Source organism: Clostridium pasteurianum DSM 525 = ATCC 6013 (assembly GCF_000807255.1).
GTDB classification, from domain to species: Bacteria; Bacillota; Clostridia; order Clostridiales; family Clostridiaceae; genus Clostridium_I; species Clostridium_I pasteurianum.
Map to the genome: position 1 here is coordinate 1,588,179 of NZ_CP009268.1, position 20,303 is coordinate 1,608,481.

At 30.1% G+C, this 20,303-nt stretch carries 16 protein-coding genes; 14 read left to right on the top strand and 2 right to left on the bottom strand.

Annotated features, from left to right (window positions below):
- Positions 1-268: 268 nt before the first annotated feature.
- The 9 genes from CLPA_RS07205 to CLPA_RS07245 all read left to right on the top strand — a co-directional run bounded on the left by CLPA_RS07205 (position 269) and on the right by CLPA_RS07245 (position 11,236).
- Positions 269-2,395 carry a family 2 glycosyl transferase gene (locus tag CLPA_RS07205; protein ID WP_236900393.1) on the top strand — a complete coding sequence of 709 codons (2,127 nt, stop codon included), beginning with the start codon at positions 269-271 and terminating at the stop codon, positions 2,393-2,395.
- Between the two features lie 14 nt (positions 2,396-2,409).
- Positions 2,410-3,588: a HEAT repeat domain-containing protein gene (locus CLPA_RS07210; RefSeq protein WP_003447286.1), complete on the top strand. Its 1,179-nt coding sequence runs from the start codon at positions 2,410-2,412 to the stop codon at positions 3,586-3,588.
- Positions 3,566-4,975: a glycosyltransferase family 2 protein gene (locus tag CLPA_RS07215; RefSeq protein ID WP_003447285.1), complete on the top strand. Its 1,410-nt coding sequence runs from the start codon at positions 3,566-3,568 to the stop codon at positions 4,973-4,975. Before CLPA_RS07210 ends, CLPA_RS07215 begins: the two co-directional genes overlap by 23 nt.
- A gap of 181 nt (positions 4,976-5,156) precedes the next feature.
- A complete protein-coding gene (locus tag CLPA_RS07220; protein ID WP_003447284.1) occupies positions 5,157-5,621 on the top strand; it encodes a type II secretion system protein in 465 nt (154 codons plus the stop codon).
- A 308-nt stretch (positions 5,622-5,929) separates the two neighbouring features.
- Positions 5,930-6,685 (top strand): prepilin peptidase, encoded by a 756-nt coding sequence (locus CLPA_RS07225; RefSeq protein ID WP_003447283.1) that lies wholly within the window; start codon positions 5,930-5,932, stop codon positions 6,683-6,685.
- 148 nt (positions 6,686-6,833) lie between these two features.
- Positions 6,834-7,544 carry a FadR/GntR family transcriptional regulator gene (locus CLPA_RS07230; protein WP_003447282.1) on the top strand — a complete coding sequence of 237 codons (711 nt, stop codon included), beginning with the start codon at positions 6,834-6,836 and terminating at the stop codon, positions 7,542-7,544.
- A 275-nt stretch (positions 7,545-7,819) separates the two neighbouring features.
- On the top strand, positions 7,820-8,608 hold the full coding sequence (locus tag CLPA_RS07235) for an electron transfer flavoprotein subunit beta/FixA family protein (RefSeq protein ID WP_003447280.1): 789 nt from the start codon (positions 7,820-7,822) through the stop codon (positions 8,606-8,608).
- Between the two features lie 29 nt (positions 8,609-8,637).
- A complete protein-coding gene (locus tag CLPA_RS07240) occupies positions 8,638-9,837 on the top strand; it encodes an electron transfer flavoprotein subunit alpha/FixB family protein (RefSeq protein ID WP_003447278.1) in 1,200 nt (399 codons plus the stop codon).
- Between the two features lies 1 nt (position 9,838).
- On the top strand, positions 9,839-11,236 hold the full coding sequence (locus CLPA_RS07245; protein ID WP_003447276.1) for an FAD-binding oxidoreductase: 1,398 nt from the start codon (positions 9,839-9,841) through the stop codon (positions 11,234-11,236).
- A 152-nt stretch (positions 11,237-11,388) separates the two neighbouring features.
- On the opposite strand, the gene gltX is transcribed toward CLPA_RS07245, so the two are convergent.
- Complete coding sequence (gltX, locus tag CLPA_RS07250) at positions 11,389-12,855, bottom strand: glutamate--tRNA ligase (protein ID WP_003447274.1); 1,467 nt, start codon at positions 12,853-12,855, stop codon at positions 11,389-11,391.
- A gap of 13 nt (positions 12,856-12,868) precedes the next feature.
- Between gltX and CLPA_RS21125 the strand changes: the two genes are divergently transcribed.
- Positions 12,869-13,009 carry a hypothetical protein gene (locus CLPA_RS21125; RefSeq protein ID WP_155760363.1) on the top strand — a complete coding sequence of 47 codons (141 nt, stop codon included), beginning with the start codon at positions 12,869-12,871 and terminating at the stop codon, positions 13,007-13,009.
- Positions 13,010-13,140: 131 nt separating this feature from the next.
- Here CLPA_RS21125 and CLPA_RS07255 read toward each other — a convergent pair whose 3' ends face one another.
- On the bottom strand, positions 13,141-13,788 hold the full coding sequence (locus CLPA_RS07255) for a DUF4397 domain-containing protein (RefSeq protein ID WP_003447273.1): 648 nt from the start codon (positions 13,786-13,788) through the stop codon (positions 13,141-13,143).
- A 990-nt stretch (positions 13,789-14,778) separates the two neighbouring features.
- Here CLPA_RS07255 and CLPA_RS07260 point away from each other — a divergent pair.
- Genes CLPA_RS07260 through CLPA_RS07275 form a run of 4 tightly spaced genes read left to right on the top strand, consistent with a single transcriptional unit; the run spans position 14,779 to position 20,202 of the window.
- Positions 14,779-15,306 carry a type 1 glutamine amidotransferase domain-containing protein gene (locus tag CLPA_RS07260; RefSeq protein ID WP_003447271.1) on the top strand — a complete coding sequence of 176 codons (528 nt, stop codon included), beginning with the start codon at positions 14,779-14,781 and terminating at the stop codon, positions 15,304-15,306.
- A 37-nt stretch (positions 15,307-15,343) separates the two neighbouring features.
- Positions 15,344-15,982 carry a DUF488 domain-containing protein gene (locus tag CLPA_RS07265; RefSeq protein ID WP_003447270.1) on the top strand — a complete coding sequence of 213 codons (639 nt, stop codon included), beginning with the start codon at positions 15,344-15,346 and terminating at the stop codon, positions 15,980-15,982.
- Between the two features lie 27 nt (positions 15,983-16,009).
- Positions 16,010-17,350 (top strand): metallophosphoesterase family protein, encoded by a 1,341-nt coding sequence (locus CLPA_RS07270; RefSeq protein WP_003447269.1) that lies wholly within the window; start codon positions 16,010-16,012, stop codon positions 17,348-17,350.
- On the top strand, positions 17,350-20,202 hold the full coding sequence (locus tag CLPA_RS07275) for an ATP-binding protein (RefSeq protein WP_003447268.1): 2,853 nt from the start codon (positions 17,350-17,352) through the stop codon (positions 20,200-20,202). The genes CLPA_RS07270 and CLPA_RS07275 overlap by 1 nt, the downstream gene beginning before the upstream one ends.
- Positions 20,203-20,303: the final 101 nt, after the last annotated feature.

A 20,303-nucleotide genomic window follows, 5' to 3' on the forward strand; every position in this document is an offset into this window, starting at 1 on the left:
AGGTATGAATAAATTTTTACTTTATTATATTTTCTGACTTTATAACTTTATTGGCCTAAGTTTACATATTATGTAGTAATCTACTATATAAAAATAGCATAATATATAGTAAGATGTATTACTTGTAGATATATTACACTATTGATTAATATTTTTTTACATTTTATTTTAATATCTTTAAATAGGATTTGTAGTGCTAAAGGATAATTATGAATCTTTAGATAGAAGGCAAGCGGAAAGGGGCAGGAGCAAATCGTTGAAGAAGTTTATGATATTTTCAATTATTATTGTTTTGTCATTTATTTTAACTTTTAAATATATGTTCTTAATTCGAAATAGAGCTTCTTTATATAGAGACGGTGGAGTATCTTATATTTCAGAAGTGGATGATAAGTCTTTCTATATATACAGCTATGGAAGATGGCAAAAATCCTTTATCAAGGGGGTAAATATTGGCGCTGCAAAGCCTGGTGCTTTTCCAGGAGATTTGGCAATAACTAAAGAGGAATATATTAGATGGTTTAAGCAAATAGCAGATATGAATGCTGACGCAATAAGAATATATACCATACCTAAACCTGAGTTTTATGATGCTCTGTATGAATATAATAAAAATGCATTTAAGCCCTTATATGTGTTCCAAGGTGTTTGGATCAATGAAGATGATATATCAAAGTATCAAAATGCACAGAATAATGTAATTAAAAGTGGATTTAGAAAGGATATTAAAGATGTTATCGATGTAATACATGGTAATGCCAAACTCTCTAGCAGAAAGGGTTATGCCAGTGGAACCTATACTAAAGATGTATCTCCTTATGTAATTGGATGGATTTTGGGCATTGAATGGAATCCACATTTTGTACAGAATACAAATAAGATTAATGAAAATATCAATAGCTTTAATGGCAAATATCTGTATACAGAAAATGCTTCACCTTTTGAAGCCTTTTTAGGAGAAATGGGGGACTATGCTGTTAGTTATGAAACTAAAAAATATGGAATGCAGAGACCTTTAAGCTTTACCAATTGGGTTACTACAGATACGTTAAAACACACTAATGAGCCTTTAGAAGAGGAAGATATGGTGGAAGTAAATACAGAACACATAAAGAAACGAAATTCCTTTAAACCTGGACTATTTGCATCTTATCATATATATCCATACTATCCTGATTTTATGAATTATCAGCAGAAATATGCTGATTATAAAGATAAGGATGGAAGAGTAAATACGTACAGAGCTTATTTAAAGGACTTGATAAAAGAACATACAGTACCAGTTCTGGTAGCAGAATTTGGTGTACCTGCCTCAAGAGGAATAACTCATGAAAATATTCATACGGGATTTAATCAGGGGCATATAGATGAAAAACAACAGGGGGAGATGGATGCATCAATGCTTCAGAATATTTTTGATGAGGGTTATACAGGAGGATTGGTTTTTACATGGCAGGATGAATGGTTTAAAAGGACCTGGAATACTATGGATTTAGATATTCCGGATAGAAGACCTTATTGGTCAAATTCACAGACAAATGAGCAGGAGTTTGGACTTTTAGCCTTTGATCCCGGAAAAGATAAGAGTATATGCTATGTGGATGGAGATATATCAGATTGGAAAAATGATAAATCTTTAGTAGCAGATAGCAATATGAAACTCTATGTGAAAAGTGATGAAAAATATCTATATGTTAGAGCTGATATAAAGGATTTTGATTTTGAAAAAGATAAATTATTTTTGCCTATTGACATAACTCCAAACTCTGGAAATTTTAAATATAATCAGTATAATTTAGACTTTAAAAGAAATGCAGATATGGTGATTGTGTTAGATAAAGAGAAGGGTTCAAAAATAGTTACAGATTCCTATTATGATGTGTTTTATTACACCTATGCCAATAAGCTAAATATGATTGATAGGAATATGAATTATGAAAAAAAGGATAGCGGTATATTTAATCCTATATATTTATGTTTGAATAGACCCTTGTATTTGCCAGAAGACAAAAAATTACTTCCACTGCAAAAATATGAAACGGGAAAATTTACTCTGGGAGATGCTAACCCAGAGCACAAAAACTATAATTCTCTCACTGATTATTCTATAAATAATAATACAATAGAAATCAGAATACCCTGGCAGCTTTTAAATGTTATGGATCCTTCCACAAAAATGATTATGGATGATTTTTATAGAATAAAAGAAATAAAGCCTATGAAGATACAAGGACTTTATATAGGTGGTATTTTAACTAAAAATAATACTGTCATTGAAAATAGCAATATGGAATTTTACAATTGGGAAGAATGGGATATGCCAACTTACCATGAGAGATTGAAACCCTCTTATTATATTCTTAAAGAAATTTTTAAATCAATTGGTAGTAATTAGGCTAAGGAGGAAATATGGAGAAATACGTATATTTTTCAATAATGTTTTTTTCTCTAATAATATTTTTCTTGTATATTTATATACTATATGAAAAAACTTCGAAAATTTATAAGAATAAAAGAATTGAAAAGTATGATATAAAAGTCACACCTTATATTGATTCTACTTTAGATAAGATTATAAATGGACAGGATATTGATTTTGATATATTGGAATACATTAAAAGTCAGTGTGAAAATAAATATAAAAGAGCAATAATTGAAAGAAGATTATTGCATTCTCTTGAGAACTTTAAAGGTGATTTTTGTAAAAAAATTACGGAGCTATGTGAATATATTGGAATTGTACAGTATGAGATAGATAATTTTAAAAACAGAAATCTTCATCAAAAAGCCCTTGCTTCTAAAAAGCTTGGACAATTTAGAAGTAAGTATGCCCTTGAACCATTATTAAAAGAAATTCATATTAAAAATAATGATGTTAAGTATAACATTTTGTTGGCTCTTTCAAAAATAGGAGAAGAAGAGGCCTTCATAAAAGTCTTTGAAAATATTGATGCGTCAGTGGATTTAAGTGAAAGAAGCTTAATAGAGATAGTTGATAGTTTTGAAGGAGATAAAAATAAAATATATAAAAGAATGATAGATTCAGATAATAACTTCAGTGCCTGCGTATTTATAAAATCCGCAGGAAATTGTAAAGATAAGTCTTTGAGTGATACTATAGCAAAATACTTGTTCAGTGAAGATAAGGAAAGAAGAATTGCAGCAGTAAAAGCTATTGGTAATATAGCTGATGTAAATTATTTAGATGATATCATAAAACTTTTAGAAGACAGTGCTTGGGAGGTAAGAGCAATAGCTGCAAAGGTGTTGAATAATTTTAAAAATAGTAAAATATTGATTCCTCTTGCAAAATCCCTTTCTGATTCACAGTGGTATGTAAGGTATAATGCAGCTATATCAATATTAAATAATAAAGAAGGAATAGATACAATTTCTTATATTTTCAAAGGAGAAGATAGGTTCGCCAAGGATATAGTTATATCTGCCATGGAAAATTCACCTAATGACAAATTATATTTATATGAAAATTCAGAGGACGATAAAAAGAGACAATTGGCTGCTGAAATAAAGAAATATATAGCAATGAGAGATAAGGAGCTGGAATATGAGTATAATGATGCTGGTTAGAGAGATAATTACAAATTTTAATTACATAATATTATATTATGTATTATGCATTAACAGTATATATTTTGTACAGCTTATATTGTCTGCATTTAGTTTGTATGATTATATAAAGAAAATGAATTACTCAGATTATAAAAAATACATTACTTCTGATAATATGATACCAGTTTCTGTATTAGTTCCTGCCTATAATGAGGAAGATACTATAGTGGATAATATAAAATCTTTACTGAAATTAAATTATCCTCTGTTTGAAGTTGTTGTAATTAACGATGGTTCGAAAGATGATACCTTAAAAAAGATAATTGAAACCTATAATTTAACTAAAATAGATCAGCCAGTGAGATATTTAGTTAAAACAAATAAAATAAGAGGCATATATAAAAATCTAGATGTTCCAGGATTCACTTTAATTGATAAGGAAAATGGCGGTAAAGCAGATTCTCTTAATGCGGGGATAAATGTATCAAAATATCCTGTATTTACATCTATAGATGCAGATTCCATACTTGAAAGTGATTCTTTAGTGAGAGTGATTATGCCCTTTATTGAAGATAAATCAACAGTTGCAGTTGGTGGGATTGTAAGAATTGCCAATGGCAGTGAAATTAAAAATGGAAGAATAAAGAGTATTGGATTGCCAAGTGATAAATTGGCAATGTTTCAAGTTGTTGAATATTTAAGAGGATTTCTTAGTGGAAGAATGGGGTGGGATGCTCTTGGATGTCTATTAATTATATCAGGAGCATTTGGAGCCTTTAAGAAAGATATTGCTGTACAAGCTGGTGGATATACAGGTAATACTATTGGAGAAGATATGGAATTAGTAGTTAAAATGCACGGATATTTAAGAGAAAATAAATTTAAATATAAAATTAAGTTTATACCCGATCCTGTCTGTTGGACACAGGCACCAGAAAAAATAAAAGATTTAAAAGGTCAGAGGAGACGATGGCAAATAGGATTAATGGATAGTCTCTTACGTCACAAAAAATTATTATTAAATCCTAAATATGGTGTTATAGGTATGTTTGGAATTCCATATTTTTGGGTCTTTGAGATGCTGGGACCTATAATTGAAGTTTTGGGATATATTTTTATTCCACTGGCCTATATTTTTGGTTTACTTAACCTTAGATATTTCATATTATTTTTAATTTCATCCATACTTTATGGAATAATACTGTCTATAGGTGCAATTTTACTTGAAGATTATACTTTTAGTAAATATAAATCTATTAAACAATTACTTAGACTTTCATGGTATGGAATATTAGAAAACTTTGGGTACAGACAGATGACAACATTTTTTAGAGTAGAGGCAATTCTGAGATTTAAGAAGTTTAAAAACAGCTGGGGCAAAATAAAAAGGAAAAGTTTTAGTTAGGGTATAAATATACAATAAGTAAAATTTTATTATAAAATCACTACATATATAATTCTAGTATTTGGAATTGTGTTTGTAGTGGTTTTGTTTTTTAGAAAATATAAAATTTATTCACCAAAATAGGTATATATCTTAATTTTCTGTCCATAATCAAGATATAAAATTATGGAGGAGAAAAGAGATGAAGATAAATAAATTTAAATTAAGGTTATTACTAGGCAAAAGTATCAAATCTAAAAATAAAAAGAAAGGCTTTACCCTCATAGAGGTAATAGCTGTTATTGCAATTCTGGCCATTATGGGGGCAATTCTCGTGCCTAATGTGTTAGGCTATAGAGAAAAGGCACAAAAATCCAATATTCAAACCAGCGCCAAAACTATAATGAACACCATAGAAGCTTACAATTCTGATAAAACTTCCGGTGAGGATCAAATTGGTGATGATTCAGGAAAAATTACTTATAAAGACGGTATAGATAAATTGATTGAGGAAAATATGCTTGATAGTGATAAGATACCAGATTGCCTTAAAGGTGTAAGTGAACCTACAACAGTAGAAAAATTAAGTATGGTAGCAGCAGGGGATTTTTCCATAGAAAAGTTTGATGGAAAAGCTTCAACTATAAGCATTAATACTGACGAATAATTTTATAATAAAATAATTGCTTATCTCAATAATATATAAAATCTTTTACTATAATATGGTATAATAATCTATAAAGAAAGATTTTATTTAGTTAAAAATACCTACGCCATAGAAGAATTTTACATGTTAAATATATAACTAAATTTTGGATTTAAAGCATATTTTTTAATAATTTTAAAAATTTTTAATAAAAAATATAGTTTTTAATAGAGGCTGAAGGTGTAATTTCATTAAGTATTTGTTATTATTTTGTGTTATATTTTTTGTAAGATTAAAGCTGATTATATAAGATAAGGAAGATTAAAAGCATGAACATTGTTATGGGAATATATATCGTTATTTTAGGATTACTTCTTGGAAGTTTTTTTAATGTATGTATTTATAGAATACCTAGAGGAGAATCTATAGTCTTTCCAGGCTCTCATTGTACCAATTGCAATAATAAAATTAAAGGTTATGATCTCATACCTGTAATAAGCTATATTTTTTTAAAAGGAAAATGCAGATATTGCGGGGAAAAGATATCTCTGAGATATCCAGCTGTAGAGCTTATAACTGCAGCTATATTTTATCTTATTTATTTAAAATATGGATTGATGTTTCTTACAGTAAAATATATTGTTTTAGCTTCACTGCTTATTGTAATTGGAATGATTGATTTGGATACTACAGATGTATATTTTAGTACCACAATTACTGGAGTTATATTCGGAATAGGTTTTATTATAGCTAGCTATTTTTTTAACCTGGGTATTGGAGAATTTATAATAGGAGGCATAGCTGCTGGAGGGTTTATTGCAGTTATTATTCTTATAACTAGAGGCATGGGCTGGGGAGATGCAGAAATATGCCTTGTCTGTGGTTTATTTTTAGGCTTTAAACTTTCCATAGTAATGCTTTTTTTATCCTTTATAATAGGAGGAATCGTTGGAATAGGTCTAATTTTGTCAAAAATTAAGAATAGGAAAGATTATATACCCTTCGGTCCTTTTATAGCAGTGTCAAGCCTTCTAACTATATTTTTGGGAGAATATATTGTAAATTACTATATGGCTATGTTTTAATAAAAGAGTTAATGTTAAAATACTTAGGACAAGGTGTTTTTAATAGAATAAAATGCTATATTAAAAGTGAAAGGAAGGTGAAAATCCTGATGGAATTTAAAATATTAACATAGGTATTTCTATGTATATTTTCTGAAATCAGGATGCCATGTTTAGACCCATAAAGAATACAAAGGTTTATGAACAAGTCATTATACAGATAAAGAATATGATATCTAAGGGAATATTAAAAAAAGGGGATAAACTGCCCTCAGAGAGGGAACTTGTAGATAAATTGGGAATAAGTAGAACTTCTATAAGAGAAGCTCTAAGAGCCCTTGAGATTATAGGATTGGTTGAAAGCAGACAAGGGGAAGGAAATTTTATAAGAGATAATTTTGAAAACAGTCTTTTTGAGCCTCTATCAGTTATGTTTATGCTTCAAAAAAGCAGTACTTTGGAAATACATCAGGTAAGAGTTATGATTGAAACAGAGACAGCTTCTTTAGCTGCAAAGAATATAACAGATAAGGACATAGAAGTTTTACAGGAATATATAGATAAACTTGAAAATTCCAATGATGAAGTGGACAGGAGCATTGCAGATAAGAATTTTCATTATAAGATAGCTGAATGTTCTGGAAACTTTTTGATAAACAACATATTAAGATCCGTTTCTTCATTGATGGATGCTTTTATAGTCAATGCCAGAATGGTGATAGTTAATGAAGCAGAACAGAGAGAAGAGCTTGTAATACAGCATCGAAATATATTGCAGGCATTGGTGAATAGAGATTCAGAGGCTGCAGTTACAGCCATGAGAGAGCATTTGGAGTGTATAAAAAGGCACCTCATATTGATGGATAATATTTATTCTTAGTTTTTATTTAGATATTTTAATTATTTGAATATAAGTTTCATTAATGTAAATTTTTCTCCATATATTTTAAAATTGGTTTATAGATATTATCTAAGTAGTCATAATTGAATTTCAGTTATAAGCACATAAAAACTTTGTTAAATAAATATCTATTATGGAATTAGAAAAAAACATGTGCTATTATATAGATATGGAAGAACAAAGTCGTTCTTCCAAAAAATTATCAATGGTGGTAATACCATATTACCAATAAAATATGTAGTGGAGGGAATGTAATGGACATTTTAGTTTGTATTAAACAGGTTCCAGGTACATCTAAGGTAGAAGTTGACCCGGTAACTGGAGTATTAAAAAGAGATGGAGCAGATACAAAGATGAATCCTTATGATTTATATGCTTTGGAAGCTGCTCTTACTATGAAAGAAGAAAAAGGTGGAAAGGTAAAAGTAATAAGCATGGGTCCGCCTCAGGCTATGGATGTAATAAGAGAAGCTTATATGATGGGAGCAGATGAAGGGTCTCTTGTTTCTGATAGAAAATTTGCTGGAGCAGATGTTTTGGCTACTGCTTATACCATATCTCAGGGAGTAAGAAAAATGGCACCTTATGATATTATACTATGTGGTAAGCAGACTACAGATGGGGATACAGCACAGGTTGGACCTGAAATGGCTGAATATCTTGGCATACCTCACATTGCCAATGTAATCGATATAATAGAAATAAAAGACAAATCAATAGTAGTTGCTATGGACATGCCAAATACTATTGAGAAGATAGAAGTAAGTTATCCTTGTCTTTTAACTCTTGAAAAGGACATTAATCAACCTAGACTTCCTTCCTATAAAAAGGGAATAGAGACTAAAGACAGAGAGATAAAGACAATAAGTTTAAAGGATTTTGAAGATCAAAATGAAAAAAGATATGGATTGAATGGTTCACCAACTCAGGTTGAAAGAATCTTTCCACCAGTACATGATATTAAGAGAGAAAAGTTTGAAGGCAGTGGAGATGAAGTTGCAAGGCAAATTGCTGATAAGCTCAAAGAGTTGAAATTTGTATAACTTAAAAAATTTTAAGGAAGGGGATTATTATGGGAAAATTATTTGTACATCAGGAAAAATTAACACCTGAAATTGTAAAGGATTTAATTAAAATATGTCCTTTTGGAGCTATAGAAGAGAATAATGGTAAAATTGAAATGAATGCAGGTTGTAAAATGTGTAAGCTCTGTGTTAGAAAAGGGCCAAAAGGTGTAGTTGAGTTTGTAGAAGAAAAAGTTGAAGCTATAGATAAAAGTCTATGGAAAGGTGTAGCTGTCTACGTGGACCATGTAGAAGGAGATATTCATCCTGTTACTTTTGAACTTATAGGAAAAGCTAAGGAATTGGCAGAGAAGATAAAGCATCCTGTGTATGCACTATTTGTAGGCTATAATATTTTAGATAAGGCAGAGGAGCTTTTACACTATGGTGTAGATGAAGTGTTTGTTTACGATTATGAAGAGCTTAAAGACTTTAGAATAGAACCCTATACAGCAGCAGCGGAAGATTTTATAAATAAAATAAAACCATCTACTATATTAGTAGGGGCAACTACTATCGGAAGATCTCTGGCACCAAGAATAGCAGCAAGATTTAAAACTGGTCTTACAGCAGACTGTACAATACTTGAGATGAAAGAAAATACTGATTTAGTTCAGATAAGACCTGCTTTTGGTGGAAATATAATGGCTCAGATAATTAATCCAAATCATAGACCTCAAATGGCTACCGTAAGATATAAGGTTATGAATGCACCGGAGAGAAGTGAGAGTATAAGCGGAAAAATAAATGCCTGTAAGATAGATAAAGAAAAGTTTAATTCAGGTATTAAGGTAATAGAAGTAAAACAAAAGGAAGTTGAAGATAACATATCTGATGCTGATGCTATAATTGCCATTGGAAGGGGAATTAAATCAGAAAAAGACATTGAGAAGATAAATGAGTTGGCAGAAATTATTGGAGCAAGAGTTGCATTTACAAGACCACTTATAGAAGCTGGATGGGGAGATGCTAAAAGGCAGATAGGTTTAAGTGGAAGAACTGTAAAACCAAAATTAATTATTACTTTTGGAATATCTGGTGCAGTGCAGTTTACTGCAGGTATGGATGGTTCAGAATATGTCTTTGCAGTAAATGAAGATCCTAATGCACCTATATTCAATGTTGCCAATTATGGTATAGTAGGGGATCTATATGAAATACTTCCTGAACTTATAAAGGATGTAAAGATGTATAAGGAGGCCAACTAATATGAGTTATAAAGCTATTGATTCAGAAGATATAAAATACTTAAAAACTATTGTAGGTGACAATAGATTTTTTACAAAGGATGAAATAAGTGAGGATTTCAGCCATGATGAATTAGGCGGAGTCAGCAATATGCCGGATATACTTGTAAATGTTCTGAATACAGAAGAAGTTTCAAAGATAATGAAATATGCCTATGAAAAAGATATTCCAGTGGTAGCCAGAGGTTCTGGCACAGGGCTTGTAGGAGCATCAGTACCTTTGAAAGGTGGAATAATGATAAATCTATCCGGGATGAATAAGATACTTGAATTGGATGAAGAAAACCTTACTCTTACAGTAGAGCCAGGCGTACTTTTAATGGAAATAGGTAAATTTGTAGAAGAACATGATCTCTTCTATCCACCAGATCCTGGTGAAAAATCAGCTACTATTGGTGGAAACATAAGTACAAATGCAGGGGGTATGAGAGCAGTTAAATATGGAGTAACAAGGGATTATGTAAGAGGTCTTGAAGTTGTACTTCCTAATGGTAAGGTATTGGAATTCGGCGGTAAAGTGGTTAAAAACAGCTCCGGTTATAGTTTAAAGGATCTTATGGTAGGATCAGAGGGAACTCTGGGTATAATAACAAAGGCTGTATTAAGACTTTTGCCATTACCTAAAAAGGCTATAAGTCTTTTGGTTCCCTTTCCTGATTTAAATAAAGCTATAGGAACTGTCCCTAAAATAATAAAATCAAAGGCAATACCTACAGCTATAGAATTTATGCAAAGAGAAGTAATACTTGCAGCAGAAAAGTTCCTTGGCAAGAAATTCCCCGACAATTCTTCTGATGCCTATCTGCTTTTAACTTTCGATGGAAATAGCAAGGAAGAAATAGAGGAAGCTTATGATAAAGTGGCAAAGATATGTCTTGAAGAAGGAGCTTTGGATGTATTTATAGTGGATACTGATGAGAGAAAAGAAGCAGTATGGTCAGCTAGGGGAGCTTTCCTTGAAGCCGTTAAAGCCTCCACTACAGAAATGGATGAATGCGACGTAGTAGTGCCAAGAAATAAAGTAGCAGAATTTATAAATTATACAGATGAATTACAGAAGAAATTTAATGTAAGAATAAGAAGTTTTGGTCATGCTGGAGATGGTAATTTACACGTCTACGTACTGAGAGATGAACTGACCAGTGACCTTTGGAAAAATAAACTTCTTGAAGTATTCAAGGATATGTATGACAAAGCTGTTGAACTTAAAGGACTTGTGTCTGGAGAGCATGGTATTGGATATGCGAAAAAATTGTATATGTTTAAACAATATGGTGAGGAATATATGTCTGTTATGAGGGGAATAAAGAGTGCTTTTGATCCTGAAAACATATTAAATCCTGGAAAAGTATGTGAGTAAATGTAAAAAAGGCCTAAATACCTTTTTAGTTGAGAGTTGATAGTGTATAGTGGATAGTTGAAAGTTGCAAAAATTTAAATATAAAAATCTGTAAAATAAAAAATAGTTTAGTGACAATTGATGTTATCACTAAACTATTTTCATTGATATTTTTAAGCTAAAGCAGCCTTTAACTTCTCTATACCTACTTTAATTCTCTTTATGGATTCTTCTTTTCCAATTATATCTGCTATTTCAAAGGCACCGCCAGGGGTGAATTTTTTACCGGAAAGAGCAGTTCTAAGAGGCCAAAGTACTATTCCATTTTTTACTTCCATATCTTTAGCAAGCTGCATCATGGAATCATGTATAGTATCTACATCCCATTCTCCCAAAGCTTCCAGGATAGGAAGGGACTCATTGAGACTTGCTAGAGAGTTTTCTGTATTTGTTTTCATTTTTTTATGAGCATAAATTGCTATGTCATAGTCAGGAAGATCATTAAAGAAATCTATCATTTCAGGTATTTCATTCATAACTTCTACTCTTGTCTGAAGGAGTTCACTTATTTTAACAAGGTCCAGATTGTCTTTAGTTATAACACCTTCATAATAAGGAAGAGCAAGTTTATGGAATTCTTCGTTTGACATCTTTCTTATGTACTCACCATTCATCCATTTAAGTTTTACAGGGTCAAATATTGCTGGTGACTTGTTAATAGTTTTATAATCAAAAATCTTTACTAATTCTTCAAGATTAAATATTTCATTTTCTCCTTCAGGATTCCATCCAAGAAGTGCTATATAGTTTACTATGGCATCTTTTAAATATCCTTTATTAAGTAAGTCTTCAAAGGAGGCATCACCATTTCTCTTACTAAGTTTACTGTGTACATCCTTCATTATAGGAGGACAATGTACGTATACAGGAACTTCCCAGCCAAAAGCTTCGTATAGTCTGTTATATTTAGGGGCAGATGAGAGGTATTCATTTCCTCTTACTACGTGAGTTATGCCCATTAAATAATCATCTACAACATTTGCAAAATTGTATGTAGGATATCCATCTGATTTAATTAAAATCATGTCATCAAGTTCAGAATTATCTACAGAGATTTTTCCATATATAACATCATCAAAGGTAGTAGTTCCAGTAGTAGGATTATTCTGTCTTATAACATAAGGAATACCCTCAGCTAATTTTTTATCTATCTCTTCTTTTGACAGATGCATACAGTGTTTATCATATTTAAAAGGTCTCTTTAAAGCCTCTGAATTGGCTTTTAATATATCTAATCTTTCTTTAGAACAGAAACAGTAGTAAGCTTCACCTTTTTCAACTAATTTTTTAGCATATTCTAAATATATATCTTTTCTTTCACTTTGTACATAAGGACCTACAGGACCTCCTATGTCAGGACCTTCATCATGTACAAGACCGGTAAATGCCAAGGTTTTATATATAATATCTACAGCACCTTCCACGAAACGTTCTTGATCTGTATCCTCTATTCTAAGTATAAATTTGCCACCTTCATGTTTGGCAATTAAATAAGTGTATAATGCAGTTCTAAGATTACCAATATGCATATACCCGGTTGGGCTTGGTGCAAATCTGGTTCTAACTTCTTTTGCAGCCATTTTTCTCACTCCTATGAAATTTAAATTTAGGCATATGAAAATAAATAATAAGCACAGATGCGATGGATATTTTGAATCATACAAGGAAACAGGTTCTGCAGATAGTGAGCTATCTAAAGGTTCTGTTGACGCAGCAGGATTAAAAATAAACTAGCATACTGACTAGTTATTTATTTGAATGTGCCTTATTCCCCAAATAAAATTTAAAGCCTCTCATCCTTAGAGAACGAAAGGCATTATTAGCTATACTTATAATAATATAATAGAAAAATAGTGTCAATACATTTAAAAATTTAAGTATGAATTTCCGTCCAGTGGTACCAATATTCTCTGTGGTGGATTTCCTCCTAAAATACCTACTGAATATATACTATAAAATCTATTTCCTCTAAGTCTTATGTTTGGTGCATCCAATAGAACTCTATTTGTGCTGGCATCTCTCAATTGAAAATGATAAATTCCAGGGTTTAGAGAGGCGTAGTCTGTTACTCCTTTAAAAGGAACATTTCTAAATAAAACTGTTCCATTTGCAAGAGTAAGATTCATATTAGGTGAATTAGGAGACAGATTAGCGAATCTGAGAAATAACTTACCTGGTATCATAGGGCCCTTTGGTTCTGCAGCAGTTACTAAGCTTATATCTGGATTTATTCCAACTATAGAAGTAGTAGAAATAGTAGTTGGAGGAATAGTTACATTTTCACTGAATATTAAGTTTTCAGTACTGCCGGCAGGATATATCTTTACGGTGTAATTTCCTGGGGTAACAGATAAGTATTCCGTAAATTCCTGATAGGATAAATTTTCTACCAGTTTAGTATCATTTAAATAGATATCAACAGCGGGAGTATTAGGACTAGCGTTTAATGCTCTTACATAGGAAATAGGTGCATTTGTTTGCCTAAAATAGTTTTCGTATGAATTAGAGAACATATAAAATCACCTTTCACATATTTTTACACTTAATATTATATGCAGGCATTTGTAGTATGATAATGAAAAATTTCTAATATTATTTTAATTTATTTCTAAATACATAGTTAAATATTGTTAATTATAAATATATTTTAAAGTTTGTATTTAAAAATATAAATTTATGTTTTAAATATCTATAAGGAGAAAAGAATTATTTCTAATACAATAAAGTATATAGAAATAATTCTTCCCTATAAGTGTAATGGAACCTAAAATTATCTTCGTTACAACCTATATACATCCCTACACACCCTATAATAATCTTTCGACTATTAAAGAGCATTTTGAAACCCATATAAATCTTGGCTCGATTATATAAAATACCTTCAAAACTATATAAGATCTTTTGACCTTATATAACCTTACACTTTTTTTACCATTTAAAGGTCATAAAAAGTAATTCGGCAACCTATATAATCTCAGCTCGACCGTTATACATAATTACAAACCACATATACACCTTACGGCACATAAATAGCTTTACACCACCTATAACGATCTTCCGCCGGCACATAAACAGCATTTACAAACCACTTATATACCTTGGGCATCTTCAAAAAATAATTTAGTCAGTATGCTAGACTATTTTGAATCCTACTATATCAACAGAACCCTCTGATAGTTTACTATCATCGGAACCTGTTTCCTTGTTGGATTGAAAATATTCGTCGCATCTGTACTTATTATTTGTTTCAGATGCCTTAAGTCGAATATATTACAACCTCTACAATGGAAATCATAATATACTCTTTGCACGATAACTTTAAATCCTCTTTACGATATTTATAATACCCACATTAAAATATTTTATACAATTTAAAATAAAAAAATTTAAAAAAATTCTTGATACTTAATACTTGTTACGGATAAACTATAATAAGAGAAAATTGCTATAATTTATGAATTAATTTATTGCAAAAGTTTAAATGTACTAAGAGGAGTGTTAAAATGGAAATAAGCGATAAGAGCGTTATATTACTGGCGGAAGATGAATTTGAGGATATTGAACTTTTATATCCGTTATTGAGATTGAGAGAAGAGGGAATAAGGGTTATAGTTGTAGGTACTGGACTTAAAGATAGTTATGTGGGAAAACATGGCTATACCATTGATATAGATGAAAATGCCAATACCATAAATCCTTTAGATTATGACGGAATTATAGTTCCTGGTGGATGGGCACCAGATAGATTGAGAACAAATATATACGTAAAAAATCTTATAAAGGATATGGCAGAAAATAATAGAGCTATAGGCTGCATATGTCATGGTGCATCAGTGCTGGTATCTGCAAATGTTATACAAGGATATAAATTAACCTGCACAGACTCCATAATAGATGATGTAATAAATGCAGGAGGTGATTATACCTCAGAAGGTAATTGTGTAGACAGAAATATTATCAGTGCAAAAATACCAGGAAATCTTCCGGAATTTATGAAAAATATTTTAGATTACTTAAATAGTGAAAATTAATACTGCTAGAGAAAGGTAAAATTAGGCTTTTATTTATATGGGAAATTTATGTTATACCGTAGGTTATTCTAATAGAAAATTAGAGGATTTTATTAAACTTCTGTCAGATTATAAAATTAATTGCATAGTGGATGTAAGATCTATTCCCCATAGCAATTATGAAGGAGCAGCAGTTTACAATAGAGATAATATTAAAAAAATATTAAATAAGCAGGGAATATATTATATATACATGGGAAAAGAATTGGGAGCAAGAAATGAAGAGTGTATTGATGAAAAAGGTGAAATATCCTATGAATCCATAAGAAAAAATCACAGTTATAAGAGAGGAATAGAAAGGCTTATGCATGGCATTGAAAAAGGCTATAATATAGCAATGATGTGCGTGGAAAAAGATCCTGTAAATTGTCATAGAGCTATTTTAATAGCCCATGACCTTAAAAAAAGGAACATTTATGTTAAACACATTCTGGAGGAGAATTTAGTAAAATCCCAAGGGGACATTGAAGAAGAAATTATGGATATATATAGAGTACAACTTATTAAGAAAGTAGCTCAATTTTCCATTAACAGCATAATGAATAATGTAGATCTTGATATGGATGAAAATGATTTTAAAGTGGAAATGCTGGAAGAGGCCTATAGAATGAGAGGTAGAGATATTAATCACAAATAGAAATACTCATAGAAAGGTAGGATTAATTTGAATTTTTCCTTCAAATTTATTCATGCTGCAGATATTCATCTGGGGAGCATGCTTAATGTATATGATGAAAAAATAGAAGATACAGATCCTTTTAAAAATGCTGTATATGATGCTTTTGAAAGAATAGTAGATTATGCCTTGAAATTTAAAGTGAAATTTTTACTTATAAGTGGTGATTTGTATGATAGGGATAGCAAATCAATTAGAGCTAACAGTTTCTTTAATTTCCAGTGCAAAAGACTTTTAGAAGAAGATATAAATGTGTATATTATAGCTGGTAATCATGATCCCTTTGTAGGTAAAAGGGAAGTATTTAAGCTCCCAGATAATGTATTCATTTGTGACAGTGAAAAATGCAGTGAATTCTATATTAAAGATAGGGATTCTAAGGTGATTGCTCGTGTTTACGGTAATTCCTATAGAAGTAAATTTGACAGCAGAAAATTATATAATTCTTATAATCCTCCTGAAGATTTCATATTTAATATAGCTATGCTTCACACTGAATTAAATTCCAATAATGCCAATTATGCTCCCTGTACTTTGGAAAATCTTAAATCTAAAAGTGGAATTGACTACTGGGCTCTCGGGCATATACATAAATGCAAGATAATAAATAAATCAAATCCAATAATAGCCTATTCAGGAGTTCCTCAGGGAAGAGATATAGGAGAGGAAGGCATGGGAGGCTGTCTGTTAGTTGAGGTAGATGAGAAGAGTAATGCTTCCATAAATTTTTTACCTGTTTCTTCAATAGTATGGAAAAAAGTAGAAATAGATATAAATGAAGATATAGAAAAGGAGCCTGAAAATCTATCAGAACTTATAAGCTTCATTGAAGAGAGAGCACAAAGGTCAATAGATAAAATTGATTATATACCCTGCCAGATTCAGAAAGATATTAATTTAAATAATATTATAAAAGGCTATGCAGTTAGGTGGATTATAAAGGGAAGAGGTTCTATAAAGAGTGTATTTGAAGAAGTAGAAGATAATGTTGAGGATATAATAAAGGAAAGTTTAAATTCCAGATTCATGAACTATTATCCCTTTATATATACTGACTCCATTGATGTAAGGCTGGAGAGAGTACTTGATATTGAAAAGCTGAGAAGCAGCAATAATGTAATAAGGGAAATTTATGAATTAAGTGATGCTGCATTGAAGGAAGATAATTTAAAGAAAGATATAATGAATGTCTTTGGACAGGTTTGGGAAAAGAATTATGACGATGAAAACATAAATTACCTGAAAATACAGCTTAATAGGGATAACTTTGAAGAAATAATTAGAAAAGCCAGAGAATTGGTGATTTATAAGCTTATGGAGGATAGTTAATGCACATTAAAAAATTGTATATAAAAGATTTTGGAATATACAGCAATGCCAGTATTGATAATATTTCTCCAGGGATTGTAGTGCTGGGTGGAAAAAACAGAGCAGGTAAATCTACACTTATGAAATTCTTAAGATATTTTCCCTATGGTTTTTCTAAATCTTTGGATATTCCAGATTGTAGAATAGAATATGAGGGAGAAGTTCAAATGCTTGAAGGTAATGAGGAATACAATATAAGAGTAAAGGGCTTTTCTGATCCACTGATTACAGCATATAGTTCAAAGAAATCCTATAAGAAAAATTTATATGGTAAAATTGATAGTCTTACTTATAGAGAAATATTTACGATAAGTCTTGATGAGCTTCAAAAGGTGGATAAAAAGAATGAAAAAATTCAGTCATTGCTTTTGGGAGCTGGACTTAAGGAAATAATCAAGATACCTAAATTGATAGCTGAAATGAAAAAAGAGGGGGGAAAGATAGGAGGTAAAAATGGCAATCCTAAGATAAAGCTCTTTAAGCAAGATTATATTTCTATAAGCGAGGGTCTTAATATTAAGGAAAAAGCTTTACACCAACTGGATGAATTTAAAGAGTTTAAAGATAGATTAAAAGCTGTGGAGCAAAAAATCCATACAGTTGAAAATGTAAAAGATAGTATAGAGGACAAGATATTTATACTGGATATATTAAAAAATAATTATGAAATCTATAGAGAGCTGAATAATATTGATGTAAATTTGGGATCAGAAGAACACAGGTATGTATATGAAAACTTTATACATAAACATTTATCTTTAGAGGTACTTAATAATATAAAGGATGAATACGTCAAAATACAATCTGAATACAATAGGTTGAAAATTAACTTTTCTCAGAATTTACAAGATAGCGGTAAAATAGAAGAAGACTTTGATTTATATGGAGATAAATTGAAGGAAATGGAACTATCTATTTCAGGTTTAAAGGAAAAAATAAAAAATTATAATTTCAGTTTTAATGAATATAGAAATTCAAAAAGAGAAATAAATAGAGATATTATTGATATAAATAAGCATTGGATAGATAATTTTGCATATATATTAAAAGTAGATACAGAGGAAATACACTTTGGACATCTATGTGAGAATATAGATGAATTAAAAAGATGTAAGGATAAAATTGAATTATTAAATTCAAGGATAGAGGAATTATCCAATAGAAAAAAATTAATTACTGAAGAAAATTCAAAACCAGCATTTGTTATAATAAATAATTATTTTGTTATATGTGCCTTAATTTCTTTATTTTTTATTTTTCTAGGTTTGTTTATCTACAGTTTCAATAAGATCTTAGGCATTATTGCCAGCTTAATAGGAGGAGCTTTATGTCATAGTATTTTTAATAGCATATATTTTAATTCAAAGAAAAATAGAGAAAAGTCCATAGACGGAGATAGAAAAAATATTCATCAGGAACTTGAAAAAAATAAAGAGTTGTTGAAAAAAATTAATGTGAGAAAAAATGAATTGTCTCATATATTAGATGAATATAAAGACAAGCTGGGTATAGAAGATAAAAATATACCTTTGGATAGTATAAAGGATTATTTTAGAATCATACGAGATATTAAAAAAAGAGTAATAGATCTGGGATATACTTTGGAAAATATAAAAAAACTGAAAGAAGAAATTTTTCTTAAATTAAATAATATGCTGAATATTATTTTCATATTTGAAGGTGATCTTAAAGATTCTATAAAACTTTCAAGGGAAAGCGTAGGAAGCCATATAATTAGCAGCAGTGAATATATATTTGAATCCGTTAAAAAGTTAAATAATATTAGAAACAATTATACTGATTTTAAAAATATAAAAATTATGAAATCTGCTATGGAAGAGGATATATTGAAAAAATTTCAATTGGATATATCAGAAAAAAATTCTACTGATTTTTTAAATGAAATTAATAAAAATATAGAGAATTTCAATATTTACTATGATTATAAAATTAATTTGGAAAGATATGAAAATCTAAAAAGACAATTAATTCATTCACTAAAATTGGAAAAGGTAAAGAAAATTTTATTAAAATCTCTAAAGAATACTGATGGCAGTGACATCTTTGCAGCCTTTAAAAAATATATAGAAAATTACATAAGCAGAGAAGAAATAGATAGAGAGATAAGTGACTATAATCAAAAATTTAAAAATGAAATGCTGAAATTGGAAAATTTAAAGGATGAGAGATTAAATATAAAAGAATTCATGAAAAAATTATACAGCAGTGAAGACATATATAAGGCCCAAAAGAAAATAGATAGTGGAAGAAGAGCATTAAAAGTAAAAGCAGAGGAATATGCTATATATAATGCAGCAGCATTTATTCTTGAAAAGGTTCAAAAAACTTTTATAGACAATGCAAAAGATACTATTTTGGGAAGTGCCAGTGATATATTATCCAATATAACCCAGGGAGAAATTGTTTCAGTATTACCGCCAGATGATCTTACAGAGTATGATTTTAAAACCTGTAATGAAGATGGAAAATTAAATGAAACTACAGATATTTTAAGCAGAGGAACAAAGGAACAATTATTTTTATCTGTGAGACTCAGCAGAATAAAGGAGATTAAAGAAAATCTTCCTGTGATAATTGATGATTCTCTAGTGAATTTTGATAACAATCACCTTAAAAATGTCATAGGAGTTTTAAAAAAATTATCTGAGGAAAATCAGATATTTATTTTAACTTGTCACTCAGAATTAGTTAAACTTATCTATGAAGAGGATAGAAATGCTCAATTCTTTAAAATAGATCAGGGAAGTTTTAGCGAAGTTGAAGGAAATGTCTTATCAGATTACCTGGGTTAGATTAATGGATATAAACTTATATTTAATTTAGCAATAAAGGACTGAAATTTATAAATTTGTTTTAGAAAATAATTAGATTAAATTATCAATGAAAGGTCAGG